The organism is Amycolatopsis keratiniphila (assembly GCF_000400635.2).
In the GTDB taxonomy this organism is placed as follows: Bacteria; Actinomycetota; Actinomycetes; order Mycobacteriales; family Pseudonocardiaceae; genus Amycolatopsis; species Amycolatopsis keratiniphila.
The window spans coordinates 5,615,053-5,633,005 of the sequence record NC_021252.1 but is presented as its reverse complement, the minus strand read 5'-3'; the positions used below and the strand labels follow the sequence as shown (position 1 = coordinate 5,633,005).

The following is a 17,953-nucleotide window of genomic DNA, read 5'->3' as shown; positions in this document are numbered from 1 at the left end:
TACCGACTAAAGAGGGATGGCGGTCAACGTGTCGGTCAGCGAGATTGAAGCCGGTTCTCGGTAGCTTCGGCCCGACCGGGTCGAACGCGGACGAAAAGGAACACAGTGAAGAAATTCGTTGCCGCCCTGGCGGTCGCGGGGATCGGCGTCGGCACCATGGCGCTCGCTCCCTCCGCCACGGCCGCCTCGGCGTCGGACTTCGATCCGAAGCCCATCTCCTGGGGAGCCTGTACGCGCCCGAGCCTGGTGAAGGCCGGCGCGGAATGCGGTTTCCTCGAGGTCCCGCTGGACTACGCGAAGCCGGGCGGGGAGAAGATCTCGATCGCCGTCTCGCGGGTGAAGCACAAGTCCGCCAAGTCGCAGGGCGTCATGCTGGTCAACCCGGGCGGTCCCGGCGGATCGGGTCTCGGCCTGTCGACGCTCGGCCGGGCCGTCCCCAAGAAGGCGGGTGAGGAGTACGACTGGATCGGCTTCGACCCGCGTGGCGTGGGGGAGAGCAAGCCGTCGCTGACCTGCGACGGGAACTACGCCTCCTACAACCGCCCGCAGTACGTGCCGACCACGCGCGCCATCGAGACGGCGTGGCGTGAGAGGGCCAAGGGCTACGCGAAGGCGTGCGCCAAGAACGGCGCGATCCTCGACCACATCAAGACCATCGATGTGGCGAAGGACGTCGACAGCCTGCGGAAGGCGCTGGGCGAGAAGCAGATCAACTACTACGGCTTCTCCTACGGCACCTACCTCGGACAGGTCTACAGCACGCTGTTCCCGCAGAACGTGCGGCGGATGGTGTTCGACGGCACCGTCGACCCCCGCGACGTCTGGTACAAGGCGAACCTGAACCAGGACATCGCCTTCGACAAGAACATCAAGATCTACTTTGGCTGGCTCGCCAAGTACGACTCGGTCTACCACCTCGGCAACACCGCCGCCGCGGTCGAGAAGCTGTGGTACGCCGAGCAGAAGAAGCTGTACGACAAGCCCGCGGGCGGCGTCATCGGCGGATCCGAGTGGACGGACATCTTCCTGCAGGCCGGTTACTACGTCTTCGGCTGGGAAGACATGGCGAACGCCTTCTCCGGCTGGGTGCACAAGGGTGACTGGCAGACCCTGAAGGGCCTGTACGACGACTCCAACCCGCCGGGCCAGGACAACGGCTACGCGGTGTACGCGGCCGTGCAGTGCACAGACGTGGCGTGGCCGCAGAGCTGGCCCCGCTGGAAGTTCGACAACTGGGTCACGCACTTCCGGGCGCCGTTCGAGACCTGGGGCAATGCCTGGTTCAACGCGCCGTGCCTCGACTGGCCCGCGAAGCCGGGCAAGCCGGTGGAGATCGACGGCAGCAAGGTCCCCGGCATCCTGCTGGTCAACGAGGAGAACGACGCCGCGACGCCGTATCCCGGCAGCCTCGAGGTCCGCAAGCGCTACCCGAACTCCAGCCTGATCAGCGCTCCGGGCGGCACGACGCACTCGGGCTCGCTGTCCGGTGTGTCCTGTGTGGACGACAAGATCGCGGACTACCTGCTGACCGGAAAGCTGCCCGTGCGCAAGCCGGGCAACGGTTCGGACGTGCAGTGCGGCCCGGTCCCGCCGCCGGTTCCGGCCGGCGCTTCCGCGGCCGCGAAGTCGGACGTGCCGTCTTCGGTCGCCGAGGTGAAGAAGGAGGCGCTGGCTCAGGCGCTGCCTTTCTGAGCCTTCGTCAGGATGTTTCGATGCCCCGGTCCGGGTTTTCCGGACCGGGGCATTTCCTTGCTGTGGGGCTTGGACGCTTGTGTCGCATTCGCGGCCGATGGTGGGCTGAAGGCTCCCTTCAGCGCGTCCGATGCGGCGAAGGACGCCTTCGGTCCATTTCCTGGCCGCCCGTCCGATGCTTCTTAGCAGTGGCTCGTCATCCGCATGCTGTGGATGCGGTCGAAGAACCTGGCGTCGAACGATCCCTCGGCGAACCACCAGTGCCACACGTTCTTGACGGTGCCCTTGACGAATTTGGGGTCACCGCCGTGATGGATGGGCCCGAGGACGATGCCGTTGCTGTCCAAGATGTTCACCCACATCAGCCAAGCGTCGTTGCTGTCGCTGCTGACGATCGTCGCCTCGAACGAAGCGCTCCCGTCGCGCCTGAGGGTCCACTTCGCGTTGTCCATCGTGCAGTCCCCGGCCTGGATGCGACCCCAGGTGAACCAGCAGGAATCCGCTCCTGTGCAGGTGGCCAGCGCGCTGGTGGACGCCGCCGTCCCGGCCGAGGCGGGCGCCGCGAAGACGGTCCCGATCGCGAGTACGAGCATGGTCAAGAAAAGCGACATCCGACGTGCCTTGGTCCTCATTTTTCCTCCCCTTCGTAGAAGAACCGGTGAGCAAAGCTAACTCGCGGGCGACCGCGGTCAGGATCACTTAGGTGCGGCAACCGGGGTGGCCGATAGTGCCGTGACCGGCCCCCTCGCGGCCGGGAAGGCGAGGAAACTTCCGGTCACGCACCGAATCCCCTCGCCGCGCCGTCGAATTGTCGGGCCCGCCCGTTAGCGTCCCCGCCATGACCATCGTCGAAGAGCACCGGACCGAGATCCGGGTGCAGGACACCGTTTATCGCATCGAGGTCGCCGCCCGTGAGGGTGGCGGCGCGGCCGGGGAAGACCGCTGGGTGACCGTAATGGTCGGCGGAGCCGGACCGCTGGAAGAGCCTGTCGCCGAAGGCAGGCTCGATATCGACGCCGAAGCCGTACCGGCCTTGGCGACCGTCCTTTCCGACACACTGCTGGCGTTCGCCGGGCGGAGCACCGGCCGGAACGGCCGCCGAAGATCGGCGGACCGCCCCGCGCAGCAGGGCCTGCCGTGGACCGACGAGCTGGACGCGGAACTGGAAAGCCGTTGGCTCGCTGGGGAAAGCGTCGAGGAGATCGCGCGGCGGTTCGAGCGGACACCGGGCGGGATCCGGGCCCGGTTGCCCAGGGTCGGCTGCGACCCGGAGCGCCGTGGCGCGTATCTCCCCATCCCGCCGAGCCAACGAGAGGTGGCGGAAATCGGCTGAGCACCGGTGGTCGCGAGGGCCTTCGGTCCTCGTGGCCACCGTCAGTCCACTGTGGACGCCGCTCCGCGTTCGGCTCGTGCGGCCATCTCCCGGAGATGCTCGATCAGCTCCGGCGGTTCGTGCACGGTGAATTCGCAGCCGAGCCCGAGAATCCGGAACGCTAGCCAGTCCAGGGTGTCGGTGCCCGCGTGGAAGACGCAGGTTTCGTCGTCCAGCGATTCCAGTTCGCCGAAGCCCTCGCCGATCGCGGGGGCGACCTGGCCGATCGGTGCGTGCAGGGTCACGCGTGCGCTGTAGGTGGGAAGGAGGCTGTACATCCTGTCGGTGACATAGGCCGCCACGTCCTCCGCGGGCGGCTGTCTCGGGGTGGCCCGGCCGCCGGTCGCCCGTGGTTCCGAGATCCGGTCCGCGCGGAAGATCCGCCAGTCGTTCCGGTCGAGGTCGTAGCCGAGCAGGTACCAGCGGCGTCCGGCGGAGACGAGCCGGTGCGGTTCGACGTGCCGCCGGGATTCGGTCCCGTCGCCGGTGCGGTAGGTGAACCGGGTCCGCTCGGTGTTGGCGATCGCGCCCGCGAAGACGGTGAGGTGTTCCGGATCCACCGCCGGGCCCGTGCCGGGGAGCGGCACGGTCGCGGCGCCCAGCGCGCCGACGCGATAACGCAGCCGCGAAGGCAGCACCTGTTCGAGTTTGGCCAGCGCCCGCACCGAAGACTCCTCGATACCCGAGATCGCCTGCCCGGCGGCGCCACGCAGACCGACCGCGATCGCGACGGCCTCTTCGTCGTCGAGCAGCAGCGGTGGCATCGCCGTGCCGGCGCCCAGCCGGTAGCCGCCCTCGGCGCCTCGTGACGCTTCGACGGGGTAACCGAGCTCACGCAGCCGGTCGATGTCGCGCCGGATGGTCCGCGGACTGACCTCCAGCCGTTCGGCGAGCTCGCTTCCGGGCCACTCGCGCGGGGTCTGCAGGAGCGACAGCAGGCTGAGCAGCCGGGCGGGTGTGTCGGTCATGCGGTCAAGGATGCCTCGACAACAACCCTTATCGGGTGAGCCACACGACTTTGTTTGATTGAACTTGCATGGGAGTGCATAATCATGCGTATGACGGTGAAGATCGCGGTGGCCGGAGCCAGCGGGTACGCGGGCGGCGAACTCCTGCGCCTGCTGCTGACCCATCCCGAAGTCCAGATCGGCGCGCTCACCGCGGCCAGCTCCGCGGGGACGCCGCTCGTCCAGCATCAGCCGCACCTCGCACCACTGGTGGACCGGGTCCTGCTGGAGACGACCCCGGAGACCCTGGCCGGACACGACGTCGTCTTCCTCGCCCTGCCGCACGGCCACTCCGGTGCCATCGCCGCGCAGCTGGGCCCGGATGTCCTGGTGGTCGACCTCGGCGCGGACCACCGCCTCGCGGACGCGGCCGACTGGCAGCGCTGGTACGGCGGTGACCACGCCGGGCAATGGCCGTACGGGCTCCCCGAGCTCCCCGGCGCCCGCGAACGTCTCGCCGGGACCAAACGCATCGCGGTCCCCGGCTGCTTCCCGACCGGCGGTTCGATCGCCCTCGCCCCGGCGCTCGCCGCGGGCCTGGTCGAGCCGGAGGTCAACGTCGTCGCCGTCACCGGGACGTCGGGCGCGGGCAAGAGCCTGAAGCCGAACCTCCTCGGTTCGGAGGTGATGGGCTCGGCCACCGCGTACGGCGTCGGTGGTGCCCATCGGCACACTCCCGAGTTCGCGCAGAACCTCTCGGCGGTCTCGGGTGAACGGGTCAAGGTCTCGTTCACCCCGGTGCTGGCCCCGATGCCGCGCGGGATCCTCACCACCGCGAGCGCCGCGCTCAAGACCGATCTCGACGCCGAAGGCGCCCGCGCGGTCTACGAAAAGGCGTACGCCACCGAGCCGTTCGTCCAGCTGCTGCCCGAGGGCCGGTGGCCGTCCTCGGCGTCGGTGGTCGGCTCGAACAACGTCCAGCTGCAGGTCACCGTCGACGCCGACACCCGGCGCCTGATCGTGGTCGCGGCCATCGACAACCTGACCAAGGGCACCGCGGGCGGCGCCGTCCAGTCGATGAACATCGCCCTCGGCCTCCCCGAAACCACCGGACTACCGACCGTAGGAGTCGCTCCGTGACCGTCACCCAGCCGAAGGGATTCCGTGCCGCGGGCGTCGCCGCCGGGATCAAGGCCGAGGGCAAGCTCGACCTCGCGCTCGTCGTCAACGACGGGCCGCTGCAGGTCGCGGCCGGCGTCTTCACGCGCAACGTGATCAAGGCCGCGCCCGTCCTGTGGTCGCAGGAAGTGCTCAAGCAGCAGCGGCTCAAGGCCGTCGTCCTCAACTCCGGCGGGGCGAACGCCGCCACCGGCCCCGGCGGCTTCCAGGACACCCACCAGACCGCCGAGAAGGTCGCGGGACTCTTCGAAGCCGGCGCGATCGAGGTCGCGGTCTGCTCGACCGGCCTGATCGGTGAACGGCTGCCGATGGACGCGTTGCTCTCCGGGGTGGACACCGCCTTCGAGCGGCTCGGCACCGGTGACGAAGCCGACCTCGCCGCCGCCACCGCGGTCATGACCACCGACACCAAGCCGAAGCAGGCGGCCGCGAAGCACGAAAGCGGCTGGAGCGTCGGCGGGTTCGCCAAGGGCGCGGGCATGCTCGCCCCGAACCTCGCGACGATGCTCTCCGTCCTCACCACCGACGCGGTCGTCACACCCGAAGTCCTGGACAAGGCCCTGCGTGCCGCCACCGGCGTGACCTTCGACCGGCTCGACGTCGACGGCGGGACCTCCACCAACGACACGGTGCTCGTCCTCGCGTCGGGTGCCAGCGGTGTCGAGCCGACCGAGGCCGAGCTGACCGAACTCCTCACCACCGTCAGCCTCGACCTCGTGCTGCAACTGCGCGCGGACTCCGAGGGCGCGACCAAGTACGTCGACGTCACGGTCACCGGCGCGGTGAGCGAGGCCGACGCCATCGCCGTCGGCCGGACGATCGCCGAGGACAACCTGGTCAAGACCGCCCTGTTCGGTTCCGACCCGAACTGGGGCCGCATCGCCATGGCGCTGGGCCGCGTGCCGGCGGAGATCGACCCGGAGAAGGTCGCCATCGCGATCAACGGCGTCACCCTGTTCGCCAAGGGCACCACTGCGGCGGACCGCTCCGAGGCGGATCTTTCGGGCCGCGACATCCAGATCGTCGTCGACCTCGGCCTCGGCGAAGGCGGGGCGACGATCTACACGACCGACCTTTCGCACGCGTACGTCGAAGAGAACAGCGCGTACTCGTCATGAGCCCTTCCGAATCCACCGTCCCCGCGGACGAGCGGCTCGCGACGGCCGCCGAGAAGGCCTCGATCCTCATCGAAGCCTTGCCCTGGTTGCAGCGTTTCCACGGCGCCACCGTCGTGGTGAAGTACGGCGGCAACGCGATGATCGACGAGAGTCTCAAGCAGGCCTTCGCCGAGGACATGGTCTTCCTGCGTACGGCCGGGTTGCGCCCGGTGGTGGTGCACGGCGGCGGCCCGCAGATCACCGCGATGCTCAACCGGCTCGGCGTCGAAGGCGAGTTCAAGGGCGGCCTGCGGGTCACCACACCCGAGACCATGGACATCGTCCGCATGGTGCTGACCGGTCAGGTCAGCCGGGAACTGGTCGGCCTGATCAACGCGCACGGCCCGTACGCGGTCGGCATCTCCGGCGAGGACGCGCGGCTGTTCACCGCCGAGCGCAAACAGGCCACTGTGGACGGTGTCCCGGTCGACATCGGGCTCGTCGGTGAGGTCTCCGAGGTGAACCCGGACGCCGTGCTCGACATCGTCAACGCGGGCCGGATCCCGGTGGTGTCCACCGTGGCCCCGGACGTCGACGGCGTCGTGCACAACATCAACGCCGACACCGCGGCCGGTGCGCTGGCGGCGGCGCTGGGCGCGGAAAAGCTCGTCGTGCTCACCGACGTCGAAGGCCTTTACGCCAACTGGCCGGATCGCGGTTCGCTGGTCGACAGGATCCGCGTGGACCGCCTCGAAACCCTGCTCCCCGGCCTCGCCAGCGGCATGATCCCGAAGATGGAGGCCTGCGTGCGCGCCATCCGCGGCGGCGTCCGCCGCGCGCACGTGATCGACGGCCGCATCGCCCATTCGGTGTTGCTGGAGGTCTTCACCTCCCGCGGCATCGGTACCATGGTCTTCCCCGAAACGGAGCTCCCGTGACCACGTACAAGTCCAATGTAGACGGCCAGGAGCACTGGAAGTCGTCCCTCATGGACAACTACGGCACCCCGGCGCTGACCCTGGTCCGCGGTGAGGGGGCGAAGGTCTGGGACGCCGACGGCAAACCGTACGTCGACCTGCTTGGCGGCATCGCGGTCAACGCGCTCGGCCACGCCCACCCCGCCGTGGTCGCCGCGGTCACCGAGCAGATCGCGAAACTCGGCCACACCTCGAACCTCTACGTGAACCCGGTCGCCGTCGAACTGGCCGAGACCCTCCTGGACGTCGCCGGCCTGTCCGGCAACGCGAAGGTGCTGTTCGTCAACTCCGGCGCGGAGGCCAACGAAGCCGCGCTGAAGATCAGCAGACTCACCGGACGGACCAAGATCGTCGCGTGCGAAGGTGCCTTCCACGGCCGCACCATGGGCGCGCTGACGCTGACCGGGCAGCCGTCGAAGCGGGACGCGTTCGAGCCGCTGGTTCCCGGCGTCACCCACGTTCCCTATGGCGACGTCGACGCGCTTCGCGCCGCGGTGGACACCGAGACGGCGGCGGTGTTCCTCGAGCCGATCCTCGGGGAGGCGGGCGTCGTCCCGGCGCCGGACGGCTACCTCCAGGCCGCACGGGAGATCACCAAGGCGACCGGGACCCTGCTGGTCCTCGACGAGGTGCAGACCGGCATCGGCCGCACCGGCGCCTGGTTCGCCTTCCAGCACACCGGCATCGTCCCGGACGTCATCACGCTGGCCAAGGGGCTCGGCGGCGGGCTGCCGATCGGCGCGGTCATCGGCGTCGGCGAGGCCGGGGAGCTGGTCAAGCCGGGGCAGCACGGCACCACCTTCGGCGGCAATCCGGTCTGCTGCGCAGCCGGGCTCGCCGTGCTCAAGACCATCGCCAAGGACAACCTGAACGACCACGTTTCCGCACTGGGCAAGGACATCGCCTCCCGCGTGGAGGAGCTCGGCCACCCGCTGGTGTCCGGGGTCCGCGGTGCCGGGCTGCTGCTCGGCATCGCCTTGCGCGAACCGGTCTCGGCGAAGGTCGCCAAGGCCGCGCAGGAAGCGGGATACCTGGTCAACCCGATCGCACCCGACACCATCCGGCTGGCCCCACCGCTGATCCTGAGCGCCGACGAGGCCACGGGATTCCTCGAAGCCCTTCCCGGGGCGCTCGATTCCACCACCACCTAGGACAGAGACGAAAAGCATGCTCCGCAACTTCCTCCGTGACGACGATCTCAGCCCTGCCGAACAGGCCGAGATCCTGGACCTCGCCGACCAGCTGAAAGCCGAGCCCTTGAGCTCGCGCGCGCTGGAGGGCAAGTCCGTCGCGGCGATCTTCGAGAAGAACTCCACCCGGACCCGGTTCTCCTTCGAGGTGGGCATCGCCCAGCTCGGCGGCAACCCGGTCATCGTCGACGGCCGCTCCATGCAGCTCGGCCGCGAAGAGACCATCGAGGACACCTCGCGCGTGCTTTCGCGGTACCTGGACGCGATCGTCTGGCGGACCTTCGCCCAGAAGCGCATCGACGCGATGGCTTCGGCGGCCAGCATCCCGGTGATCAACGCGCTCACCGACGAGTTCCACCCGTGTCAGGTGCTCACCGACCTGATGACCATCCGCGAGCGCAAGGGCAAGCTCGCCGGGCTCACCCTGGTGTACCTCGGCGACGGCGCCAACAACATGGCGCATTCGCTGCTGCTGGGCGGGACCACGGCGGGGATGCACGTGCGCGTCGTCTCGCCGGAGGGGTTCCAGCCGGATCAGCAGGTCATGCTCGACGCCAAGCACCGTTCGACGGAGACCGGCGGCAGCACCACGGTCTTCACCGACCCGTACGCCGCCGTCGAAGGCGCGGACGTCGTCGTCACCGACACCTGGACCTCCATGGGCCAGGAGAACGACGGTCTCGACCGGGTCGGCCCGTTCCGTGAGCTGCAGGTCAACTCCGCGCTGATGCGCCGCGCGGCGGACGAGGCGATCGTGCTGCACTGCCTGCCCGCGCACCGCGGCTGGGAGATCACCGACGAGGTCATCGACGGGCCGGCGAGCGCGGTCTGGGACGAGGCCGAGAACCGGCTGCACGCGCAGAAGGCGCTGCTGGTGTGGCTCATGGACGAGAAGCGACGATGACCGGCAGCAGGGTCACCCGGCAGGCCCGGATCACCGAGCTCGTGTCCTCGATGGCCATCCGCAGCCAGACGGAGCTCGCGAAGCTCCTGGCCGCGGAGGGTATCGACGTCACACAGGCGACGCTTTCGCGCGACCTCGACGAACTGGGCGCGGTGAAGCTCCGAGGTGCCGATTCCGGGGCACCGGTGTATGTCATTCCGGAGGACGGCAGCCCGGTACGCGGAGTGCAGGGCGGTACTTCCCGGCTTTCGCGGCTGCTCGCCGAACTGCTCGTTTCGGCGGACTCGTCGGGGAACCTGACGGTGCTGCGCACCCCGCCGGGGGCGGCGCAGTTCCTGGCCAGCGCCATCGACAGGGCGGCGCTGGAGGAGGTCGTCGGCTCGATCGCCGGCGACGACACGGTCGCGGTGATCGCGAGGGAACCGTTGTCCGGCAAAGACCTGGCCGAGCGTTTCATGGCGCTGGCCCGACGGTCGTCCACAGTGGACGGCGGTGAGGAGACCGAAGGTGACGCCTGACGGGTTCGCCTTCCCGGATGACCCGGAGAAGCTGGTCATCACCTTCGACGAGGGTGTGCCGGTGGCCATCGACGGGGAGACCGTGACGCTGCTGGAGGCCTTCCAGCAGCTGAACCTGCGTGTCGGCGCCTTCGGGCTCAAAGGACGCGAGATCTACGAGGGGCCGGCCGCGATCGCGCTGGTCACCGCGCACGAGGAACTGCAAAAGGTCAGTACCGGGCGGGTGTCCGGCGAGGTGCGGCTGGTCCTGCACCGCGGCAACGCGGTCGTGAACTCCGCGCGCGACGAGCGCGCGCTGTACGACTTCACCACAGGCGCTACCTTCGACCGGTCAGTCGCCTGAAGAGAACCAAGGAATTCGAGGAGTGTTGTGAGCGGGAATGAGCAGCCGGTGCAGCTGTGGGGCGGCCGGTTCGCCAGCGGACCGGCCGAGGCGATGGCGGCGCTGAGCGCGTCGACCCATTTCGACTGGCGGCTGGCGCCGTACGACATCGCCGGGTCGCGGGCCCACGCGCGGGTGCTGCGGAAGGCGGGGCTGCTCACCGAAGACGAGCTGACCGGCATGCTCGCCGCGCTGGACACCCTCGCGCAGGACGTCGCCTCGGGCGCGTTCACCCCGACCGTCGCCGACGAGGACGTCCACACCGCGCTCGAACGCGGCCTCCTGGAGCGGGCGGGCACCGAACTCGGCGGCAAGCTCCGGGCGGGCCGTTCGCGCAACGACCAGGTCGCGACGCTGTTCCGGATGTGGCTGCGCGACGCCGCCCGCCGGGTGGTCGCGGGCACCCTCGGCGTCGTCGACGCCCTCGTCTCGCAGGCGAAGCGGCACCCGGACGCGATCCTGCCGGGCCGCACCCACCTGCAGCACGCCCAGCCCGTCCTGCTGGCGCACCACCTGCTCGCGCACGGCCAGTCGCTGCTGCGCGACGTCACCCGGCTGCGTGACTGGGACGCTCGCACCGCCGAGTCGCCCTACGGCTCCGGTGCCCTGGCGGGGTCCTCACTCGGCCTCGACCCGGAGGCCGTCGCCGAGGAGCTGGGCTTCGACACCAGCGTCGAGAACTCGATCGACGGCACCGCCTCGCGGGACTTCGTCGCCGAGTTCGCCTTCGACGTCGCGATGCTCGCGGTCAACCTGTCCAGGATCGCCGAAGAGGTGATCATCTGGAACACCGCCGAGTTCGGCTACGTCACCCTCGACGACGCCTGGGCGACCGGGAGTTCGATCATGCCGCAGAAGAAGAACCCCGATGTCGCCGAGCTGACCCGAGGCAAGGCGGGGCGGTTGATCGGCAACCTGACCGGTCTGCTCGCGACGCTCAAGGCGCAGCCGCTCGCGTACAACCGCGACCTGCAGGAGGACAAGGAGCCGGTCTTCGACTCCGTCGAGCAGCTGGAACTGCTGTTCCCGGCGATCGCGGGCATGCTCGAGACGCTGACCTTCCACACCGACCGGCTCGCCGAACTCGCGCCCGCCGGCTTCACCCTCGCCACCGACATCGCCGAATGGCTGGTCCGGCAGGGCGTTCCGTTCCGCGTCGCGCACGAAGCGGCGGGGGAGAGCGTCCGCGTCGCCGAGGCCCGCGGCGTCGGTCTGGACGAACTGACCGACGAAGAATTCGAGAAGATCAACCCGGCGCTGACGCCGGCCGTGCGCGAGGTCCTGACCGTCGAGGGTTCGGTGAGCTCGCGCAACGCCCGGGGCGGTACCGCTCCGGAGCGCGTCGCCGAACAGCGGGATCGGCTGGTCGCACGGGTCGCCGAACACCGCGCCTGGCTCGGCTGAACAAAGCGCGTGAAGGCCCCCTTCCCTCGGCTGAGTCAAGGGAAGGGGGCCTTCACGCGTATCACGGAAGCCTGGTCTCCAAGCCGTCGAGAACGCAGTCGAGGCCGCGCTCGAAGTCCGCTTCGTTCGTCTCGCCCGGGGCCCGCCTCCGTTGTGCCGCGTACAGCTTCTTGAGTCGCGGATGATCACGCACCGCCTGCTCGGCCGCCGGCCACAGGCGCTCCTTCCACTCTGCCTCGCTCTGCCCGCCGCGTTCGAGTGTGGTCAGCCACGCGGCTTCGCTGGTGGCCCGCCCGACGACGAACGCCATGACCGTGTTCCACGCCAGATCGGCGTCCTCCAGGGAGAAACCGGCGTTCTCGAACAGGGCGAGCGCCGCTTCCGACATCTTCAGCACGTTCGGCCCGAGGTACGCCACTCCCGTCTCGCCGAGCAGCGAGCCGAGCCACGGATGGCGAAGGAAGACCGAACGCAGGTCGCGCGCGAACCGTCCCGCCACGACGCGCCACGGCCCCTCACCGGGGAGCGCGACCTCGCCGTACACCTCGTCGACGACCAGTTCCACCAGCTCGTCCTTGGTGGCCACGTGGGTGTACATCGACGGGGCGGCCACACCGAGCCGGGCTCCGAGCTTCCGCATGCTCAACGCGTCGACGCCGCCACCGTCGAGAAGCGCGATGGCCTGGGAAACGATCTGTTCCCGGCTCAGCGACGGCTGCTCGCGCTTGCGTTTCGGGGGACGCATCCACACCGACATCCGCGCTCCCTCACTTTTCCGTACAGTGTTCAGTATGCCTAACACTGTACGGACAAAGTTCGACCTCGCCCACTGGCAGTCCAGGTTCGACGACCTGAGGGCCGAACACCACGTGCCGGGCGCGACGCTCGCCGTGCTGGCCGAGGGAGAGATCCACGAACTGGCGAGCGGGGTCCTGCACCGGGGGACCGGGGTGGCGGCGACCACCGATTCGATCTTCCAGCTCGGCTCGATCGCGAAGGTCTACACGGCCGCGCTGGTACTGGGCCTGGCCGAGGAAGGCCGCCTGGACCTCGACGCGCCGGTCGTCGAGGTGCTGCCGGAGTTCGCGACGATCGATCCCGCGGCGACGAAGACCATCACCGCCCGGCGGCTGCTCAGTCATACCGGCGGGCTCACGTGCGACTTCGTCGAAGACACCGGACGCGGGGACGATTGCCTCGCCAAGTACGTCGAGGCCGCCAGGGGAGTGGCGCTCGACTGCCCGCCGGGGACGGCCGCGTCCTACAGCAGCGTCGGGTACAACGTGCTCGGCCGGATCGTCGAGGTCCTCACCGGTCTGACCTGGGACGACGCCCTGCGCGAGCGGCTCGTCCTCCCGCTCGGGCTCGCCGAGACGATGACCCTGCCCGAGGAGGCGCTGCGCTTCCGGGTGGCGATGGGACACCTCGGCCCGGACCCGGAGCCGACCGCCGCGTGGGATCTCCTGCCGCGTTCCGCCGGACCGTTCGGCCGCGTCCTCGCCACGGCGGGCGACGTCGTCCGCTTCGCCCGGATGCTGCTGGACGGCACGGCACCCGACGGGACGCGCGTGCTGGCCGAAGAGACGGTGACCATGATGCGGCGTCTCGAAGCCGAGGTGCCCGACAAGTGGACCCTCGGTTCCGAAGGCTGGGGGCTCGGGCTGTCGATCCACGACTGGAACGGCGTTCCCGGTTTCGGGCACAACGGATCCTCGATCGGGCAGCGCTCCTACCTGCGTGTGGTGCCGGACGCCGGAGTGGCCTTCGCCCTGCTCACCAATCACGGCACGACCGACAGGCTGTACAACGAGCTTTCGCGAGAACTGCTCGGCGAGGTCGCCGGGGTCGAAGTTCCCGGGGACTTCGACCCGCCGGCGTCACCACCCACGGTGGACGTCGCCCCCTTCGCCGGTACTTACCGTCGGGAAGGCGTCATCATCACCGTCAGCGAAACGGCGGGAAAGCTGCACTTCGTCTACGAATTCGCCGACGGTCTCAAGGGGATCGCCCCGCCGATCGAAACGGATCTGGTGCCCGTGTCGGAGGGTGTCTTCGCCGGGAAGAACCCCATGTTCGGCGACGACTGGATGCCGGTGCTGTTCACGAAGCTCCCCGACGGCACCGAGTGTTGCCACACCAGCATGCGGGTGGCGCCGAAGATCGAGGCGGCCGGTTAAGGTCGGCCTGGGAGAACGCGACGTTAGGGGAGTGCGGAACGTGGAGACCGGCAGACAGTTCACCCGGCGCGAGCTGGCGCTGGATCCGGTGGAGCTGTCCACGCTCCTGCTCGGCGCGGTGATCGAGGCCACCGGCCCCGACGGCACGGTCGCGGTTCGTCTGGTGGAGGTCGAGGCCTATCGAGGGCTCGACGATCCCGCGTCGCACTGCTATCGCGGCAAGACCCCGCGCAACGCGGTCATGTGGGGGCCCGCGGGGCATCTGTACGTGTACTTCGTCTACGGCATGCACTTCTGCGCGAACGTCGTCGGCACCGAAGACGGGCAGCCGGGTGCCGTGCTGCTGCGTGCCGGGGAGGTGGTGTCCGGTGCGGACATCGCCAGGGCGCGCAGGCCGTCCGCGCGCGGCAACGGCGAACTCGCCAAAGGCCCGGCCATCCTCACCTCGGTGCTCGGTATCGACCGGGCCGAGAACGGCGTCGACCTGACCGACCCCGCGTCACCCGTCCGGCTGTTCACCGGCGAACGGATCCCCGAAGCGGACATCCGCACCGGGCCGCGCGTCGGGGTCGCGATGGCGATGGACACGCCCTGGCGCTTCTGGATCGACGGATCACCCGCGGTCTCCACCTACCGCCGCGGTGGCAAGCGACGGGCGGCCGCCCCCGGCCGATAGTCGGTTGACCTGGTGCGGGAGGATCTACAGGCGTGAGCGAGCACATCCTTGACGAGCTGACCTGGCGCGGCCTGATCGCGCAATCCACCGACCTCGAAGCCCTGCGGCGAGACCTCGACCAAGGACCCCTCACGCTCTATTGCGGATTCGACCCGACCGCGCCCAGCCTGCACGCCGGCAACCTGGTGCCCCTGCTGATGCTCTCGCGCTTCCAGCGCGCCGGGCACCGGCCGATCGTGCTGGCGGGCGTCGCCACCGGGATGATCGGCGACCCGCGTGACACCGGTGAACGCACCCTGAACACGCTGGACACCGTCGCCGAGTGGGCGGATCGGATCCGCGGGCAGCTGGAGCGGTTCGTCGACTTCGACGACTCGCCGACCGGCGCGGTCATCGAGAACAACCTGAACTGGACCGGCAAGCAGACCGTGGTCGAGTTCCTGCGCGACGTCGGCAAGCACTTCCCGGTCAACATGATGCTGAACCGGGAGACGGTGAAGCGCCGCCTCGAAGCCGACGGCATGTCGTACACCGAGTTCAGCTACCTGCTGCTGCAGTCGCAGGACTACCTGCACCTGTACCGCGAGTACGGCTGCAAGCTGCAGATCGGCGGCTCCGACCAGTGGGGCAACCTCGTGGGTGGCGTCGACCTGATCCGCCGGACCGACGGCGGGCACACGCACGCGCTGACCGCGCCGCTGGTCACCGACACCGAAGGACGCAAGTTCGGGAAGTCCACCGGCGGCGGCAGTGTCTGGCTCGACCCGGAGATGACGTCGCCGTACGCGTGGTTCCAGTACTTCGTGAACGTCGCCGACGCCGACGTCATCCGCTACCTGCGGATGTTCTCCTTCCTCGGCCAGGAGGAGATCGCGGCGCTGGCCGAGGACACCGAACAGCGCCCGCACCTGCGGTCCGCGCAGCGGAAGCTGGCCGAGGAGTTCACGACCCTGGTGCACGGTGCGGAGGCGACCCGCCAGGTCATCGCCGCGAGCCAGGCGCTGTTCGGCAGGGGAGAGCTCCGTGAGCTCGACTCGTCCACCCTCGACGCCGCCATGGCCGAGGTGCCGAACGGCAAGGTCGACCCGAACGGCGAGTCGACGATCGTCGATCTGCTGATCGCGGCCGGGCTCGTCGACAGCAAGGGCGCCGCGCGCCGCACCGTCAAGGAAGGCGGCGCGTACGTCAACAACACGAAGATCGCCGACGAGGAGTGGAAGCCGTCCTCGGACGACGCTCTGCACGGCCGCTGGCTGGTGGTCCGCAAGGGCAAGCGCAACGTCGCCGGCGTGCGCGTCAGGGGCTGACCGCGGCCCGGGCCCGAAACAGGGGCCCTGACCTGCGGAAACGCAGTTAAGGTACCCCCCTGTTTCGGGCCCTTTCGGGGCGTGTAAAGTTCTCCAAGTCGCCAGGGAAACCGAGCGGCCGACCGGGACACGAACCAAGCTCTCGCTCAGTGCGATTGAGTGGGTGTCCCACCAAAAACTGCTAGGAATGACTGCTTCGGATAAGGCCGCTGTGATGGTGGTGCGATTCGGGGTGTGTTGCTTGAGAACTCAACAGTGTGCTAGTGAACTAAGCCAGTAGAGCTTATGTATTGAAACCTCGTAAGAGGTTCCTTTGAGAGCAAATTATTTGCCTCGATCAAATTTGACATTGTTGGAGAGTTTGATCCTGGCTCAGGACGAACGCTGGCGGCGTGCTTAACACATGCAAGTCGAACGATGAACCCGCTTCGGTGGGGGATTAGTGGCGAACGGGTGAGTAACACGTGGGCAATCTGCCCTGTACTTTGGGATAAGCCTGGGAAACTGGGTCTAATACCGGATATGACAGGTTCTCGCATGGGAACTTGTGGAAAGCTCCGGCGGTACGGGATGAGCCCGCGGCCTATCAGCTTGTTGGTGGGGTAATGGCCTACCAAGGCGACGACGGGTAGCCGGCCTGAGAGGGTGACCGGCCACACTGGGACTGAGACACGGCCCAGACTCCTACGGGAGGCAGCAGTGGGGAATATTGCACAATGGGCGCAAGCCTGATGCAGCGACGCCGCGTGAGGGATGACGGCCTTCGGGTTGTAAACCTCTTTCGCCAGGGACGAAGCGCAAGTGACGGTACCTGGATAAGAAGCACCGGCTAACTACGTGCCAGCAGCCGCGGTAATACGTAGGGTGCGAGCGTTGTCCGGAATTATTGGGCGTAAAGAGCTCGTAGGCGGTTTGTCGCGTCGTTCGTGAAAACTCCACGCTTAACGTGGAGCGTGCGGGCGATACGGGCAGACTTGAGTTCGGTAGGGGAGACTGGAATTCCTGGTGTAGCGGTGAAATGCGCAGATATCAGGAGGAACACCGGTGGCGAAGGCGGGTCTCTGGGCCGATACTGACGCTGAGGAGCGAAAGCGTGGGGAGCGAACAGGATTAGATACCCTGGTAGTCCACGCTGTAAACGTTGGGCGCTAGGTGTGGGCGACATCCACGTTGTCCGTGCCGTAGCTAACGCATTAAGCGCCCCGCCTGGGGAGTACGGCCGCAAGGCTAAAACTCAAAGGAATTGACGGGGGCCCGCACAAGCGGCGGAGCATGTGGATTAATTCGATGCAACGCGAAGAACCTTACCTGGGCTTGACATGCGCCAGACATCCCTAGAGATAGGGCTTCCCTTGTGGTTGGTGTACAGGTGGTGCATGGCTGTCGTCAGCTCGTGTCGTGAGATGTTGGGTTAAGTCCCGCAACGAGCGCAACCCTTATCCTACGTTGCCAGCGCGTTATGGCGGGGACTCGTGGGAGACTGCCGGGGTCAACTCGGAGGAAGGTGGGGATGACGTCAAGTCATCATGCCCCTTATGTCCAGGGCTTCACACATGCTACAATGGCTGGTACAGAGGGCTGCGATACCGCGAGGTGGAGCGAATCCCTTAAAGCCGGTCTCAGTTCGGATCGCAGTCTGCAACTCGACTGCGTGAAGTCGGAGTCGCTAGTAATCGCAGATCAGCAACGCTGCGGTGAATACGTTCCCGGGCCTTGTACACACCGCCCGTCACGTCATGAAAGTCGGTAACACCCGAAGCCCATGGCCCAACTGCTTGCAGAGGGAGTGGTCGAAGGTGGGACTGGCGATTGGGACGAAGTCGTAACAAGGTAGCCGTACCGGAAGGTGCGGCTGGATCACCTCCTTTCTAAGGAGCAACACATCCACCCCGCCGGGATACCCGGACCAACGGTGGTGGAGTGGCCAGGGTTTCAGCACCGAATGTGTGTTGGCACTGGTTGCTCAAGGAATTGTGGAACTACTGGTTAGGGTTCGGCCGGCTTCTGCCGGGACGCTCTAGTACTGCACTTTTGGTGCGTGGAACGGGTGCTCCTGGGAGGTCGGAAGAATTGTTCACTCAGCACGCTGTTGGGTCCTGAGGCAACACGCCGAGGGGCTTACGCCCTGGGA

The 17,953-nt window shown here is 67.9% G+C and carries 16 protein-coding genes and 1 rRNA gene; 14 read left to right on the top strand and 3 right to left on the bottom strand.

Features of this window, described 5'->3' with window-relative positions:
• Positions 1 to 105 precede the first annotated feature (105 nt).
• Positions 106 to 1,692, top strand: coding sequence for an alpha/beta hydrolase (locus AORI_RS66305; protein ID WP_016335393.1), 1,587 nt, complete (start codon positions 106 to 108; stop codon positions 1,690 to 1,692).
• A gap of 182 nt (positions 1,693 to 1,874) precedes the next feature.
• Here the strand turns inward: AORI_RS66305 and AORI_RS66300 are convergent, their stop codons facing one another.
• Positions 1,875 to 2,303: a DUF6294 family protein gene (locus AORI_RS66300; RefSeq protein ID WP_016335392.1), complete on the bottom strand. Its 429-nt coding sequence runs from the start codon at positions 2,301 to 2,303 to the stop codon at positions 1,875 to 1,877.
• Between the two features lie 227 nt (positions 2,304 to 2,530).
• On the opposite strand from AORI_RS66300, the gene AORI_RS66295 reads away from it, so the two are divergent.
• Positions 2,531 to 3,025, top strand: a complete 495-nt coding sequence (locus AORI_RS66295) for a hypothetical protein (protein WP_016335391.1) — start codon at positions 2,531 to 2,533, stop codon at positions 3,023 to 3,025.
• A 41-nt stretch (positions 3,026 to 3,066) separates the two neighbouring features.
• Here the strand turns inward: AORI_RS66295 and AORI_RS66290 are convergent, their stop codons facing one another.
• Complete coding sequence (locus tag AORI_RS66290; RefSeq protein ID WP_016335390.1) at positions 3,067 to 4,032, bottom strand: helix-turn-helix transcriptional regulator; 966 nt, start codon at positions 4,030 to 4,032, stop codon at positions 3,067 to 3,069.
• A gap of 90 nt (positions 4,033 to 4,122) precedes the next feature.
• Between AORI_RS66290 and argC the strand changes: the two genes are divergently transcribed.
• The 8 genes from argC to argH are packed head-to-tail and all read left to right on the top strand — an operon-like array spanning position 4,123 to position 11,662.
• The gene (gene argC, locus AORI_RS66285; protein ID WP_043848221.1) at positions 4,123 to 5,151 is read left to right on the top strand and encodes an N-acetyl-gamma-glutamyl-phosphate reductase; all 1,029 of its coding nucleotides are present in this window, start codon (positions 4,123 to 4,125) and stop codon (positions 5,149 to 5,151) included.
• Positions 5,148 to 6,308: a bifunctional glutamate N-acetyltransferase/amino-acid acetyltransferase ArgJ gene (gene argJ, locus AORI_RS66280; protein WP_016335388.1), complete on the top strand. Its 1,161-nt coding sequence runs from the start codon at positions 5,148 to 5,150 to the stop codon at positions 6,306 to 6,308. The genes argC and argJ overlap by 4 nt, the downstream gene beginning before the upstream one ends.
• Positions 6,305 to 7,225 (top strand): acetylglutamate kinase, encoded by a 921-nt coding sequence (gene argB, locus AORI_RS66275; RefSeq protein WP_016335387.1) that lies wholly within the window; start codon positions 6,305 to 6,307, stop codon positions 7,223 to 7,225. The genes argJ and argB overlap by 4 nt, the downstream gene beginning before the upstream one ends.
• The gene (locus tag AORI_RS66270) at positions 7,222 to 8,415 is read left to right on the top strand and encodes an acetylornithine transaminase (protein ID WP_016335386.1); all 1,194 of its coding nucleotides are present in this window, start codon (positions 7,222 to 7,224) and stop codon (positions 8,413 to 8,415) included. The genes argB and AORI_RS66270 overlap by 4 nt, the downstream gene beginning before the upstream one ends.
• A gap of 16 nt (positions 8,416 to 8,431) precedes the next feature.
• Entirely contained in the window at positions 8,432 to 9,358 is a 927-nt protein-coding gene (argF, locus tag AORI_RS66265; protein WP_016335385.1) for an ornithine carbamoyltransferase, read from the top strand.
• Complete coding sequence (locus AORI_RS66260; protein WP_016335384.1) at positions 9,355 to 9,876, top strand: arginine repressor; 522 nt, start codon at positions 9,355 to 9,357, stop codon at positions 9,874 to 9,876. Before argF ends, AORI_RS66260 begins: the two co-directional genes overlap by 4 nt.
• The gene (locus AORI_RS66255; protein WP_016335383.1) at positions 9,866 to 10,219 is read left to right on the top strand and encodes an adenine nucleotide alpha hydrolase family protein; all 354 of its coding nucleotides are present in this window, start codon (positions 9,866 to 9,868) and stop codon (positions 10,217 to 10,219) included. The genes AORI_RS66260 and AORI_RS66255 overlap by 11 nt, the downstream gene beginning before the upstream one ends.
• A 27-nt stretch (positions 10,220 to 10,246) precedes the next feature.
• Complete coding sequence (gene argH / locus AORI_RS66250) at positions 10,247 to 11,662, top strand: argininosuccinate lyase (protein ID WP_016335382.1); 1,416 nt, start codon at positions 10,247 to 10,249, stop codon at positions 11,660 to 11,662.
• 61 nt (positions 11,663 to 11,723) lie between these two features.
• Here argH and AORI_RS66245 read toward each other — a convergent pair whose 3' ends face one another.
• Complete coding sequence (locus AORI_RS66245; RefSeq protein WP_016335381.1) at positions 11,724 to 12,419, bottom strand: TetR/AcrR family transcriptional regulator; 696 nt, start codon at positions 12,417 to 12,419, stop codon at positions 11,724 to 11,726.
• Positions 12,420 to 12,453: 34 nt separating this feature from the next.
• On the opposite strand from AORI_RS66245, the gene AORI_RS66240 reads away from it, so the two are divergent.
• From AORI_RS66240 to AORI_RS66225, 4 genes are all read left to right on the top strand, one after another.
• Positions 12,454 to 13,839 (top strand): serine hydrolase domain-containing protein, encoded by a 1,386-nt coding sequence (locus tag AORI_RS66240; protein WP_043848220.1) that lies wholly within the window; start codon positions 12,454 to 12,456, stop codon positions 13,837 to 13,839.
• Between the two features lie 40 nt (positions 13,840 to 13,879).
• Positions 13,880 to 14,515 (top strand): DNA-3-methyladenine glycosylase, encoded by a 636-nt coding sequence (locus tag AORI_RS66235; protein ID WP_200870930.1) that lies wholly within the window; start codon positions 13,880 to 13,882, stop codon positions 14,513 to 14,515.
• Between the two features lie 32 nt (positions 14,516 to 14,547).
• Complete coding sequence (gene tyrS / locus AORI_RS66230; protein WP_016335378.1) at positions 14,548 to 15,822, top strand: tyrosine--tRNA ligase; 1,275 nt, start codon at positions 14,548 to 14,550, stop codon at positions 15,820 to 15,822.
• Between the two features lie 349 nt (positions 15,823 to 16,171).
• Positions 16,172 to 17,690 (top strand): 16S ribosomal RNA (locus AORI_RS66225).
• Positions 17,691 to 17,953 lie beyond the last annotated feature (263 nt).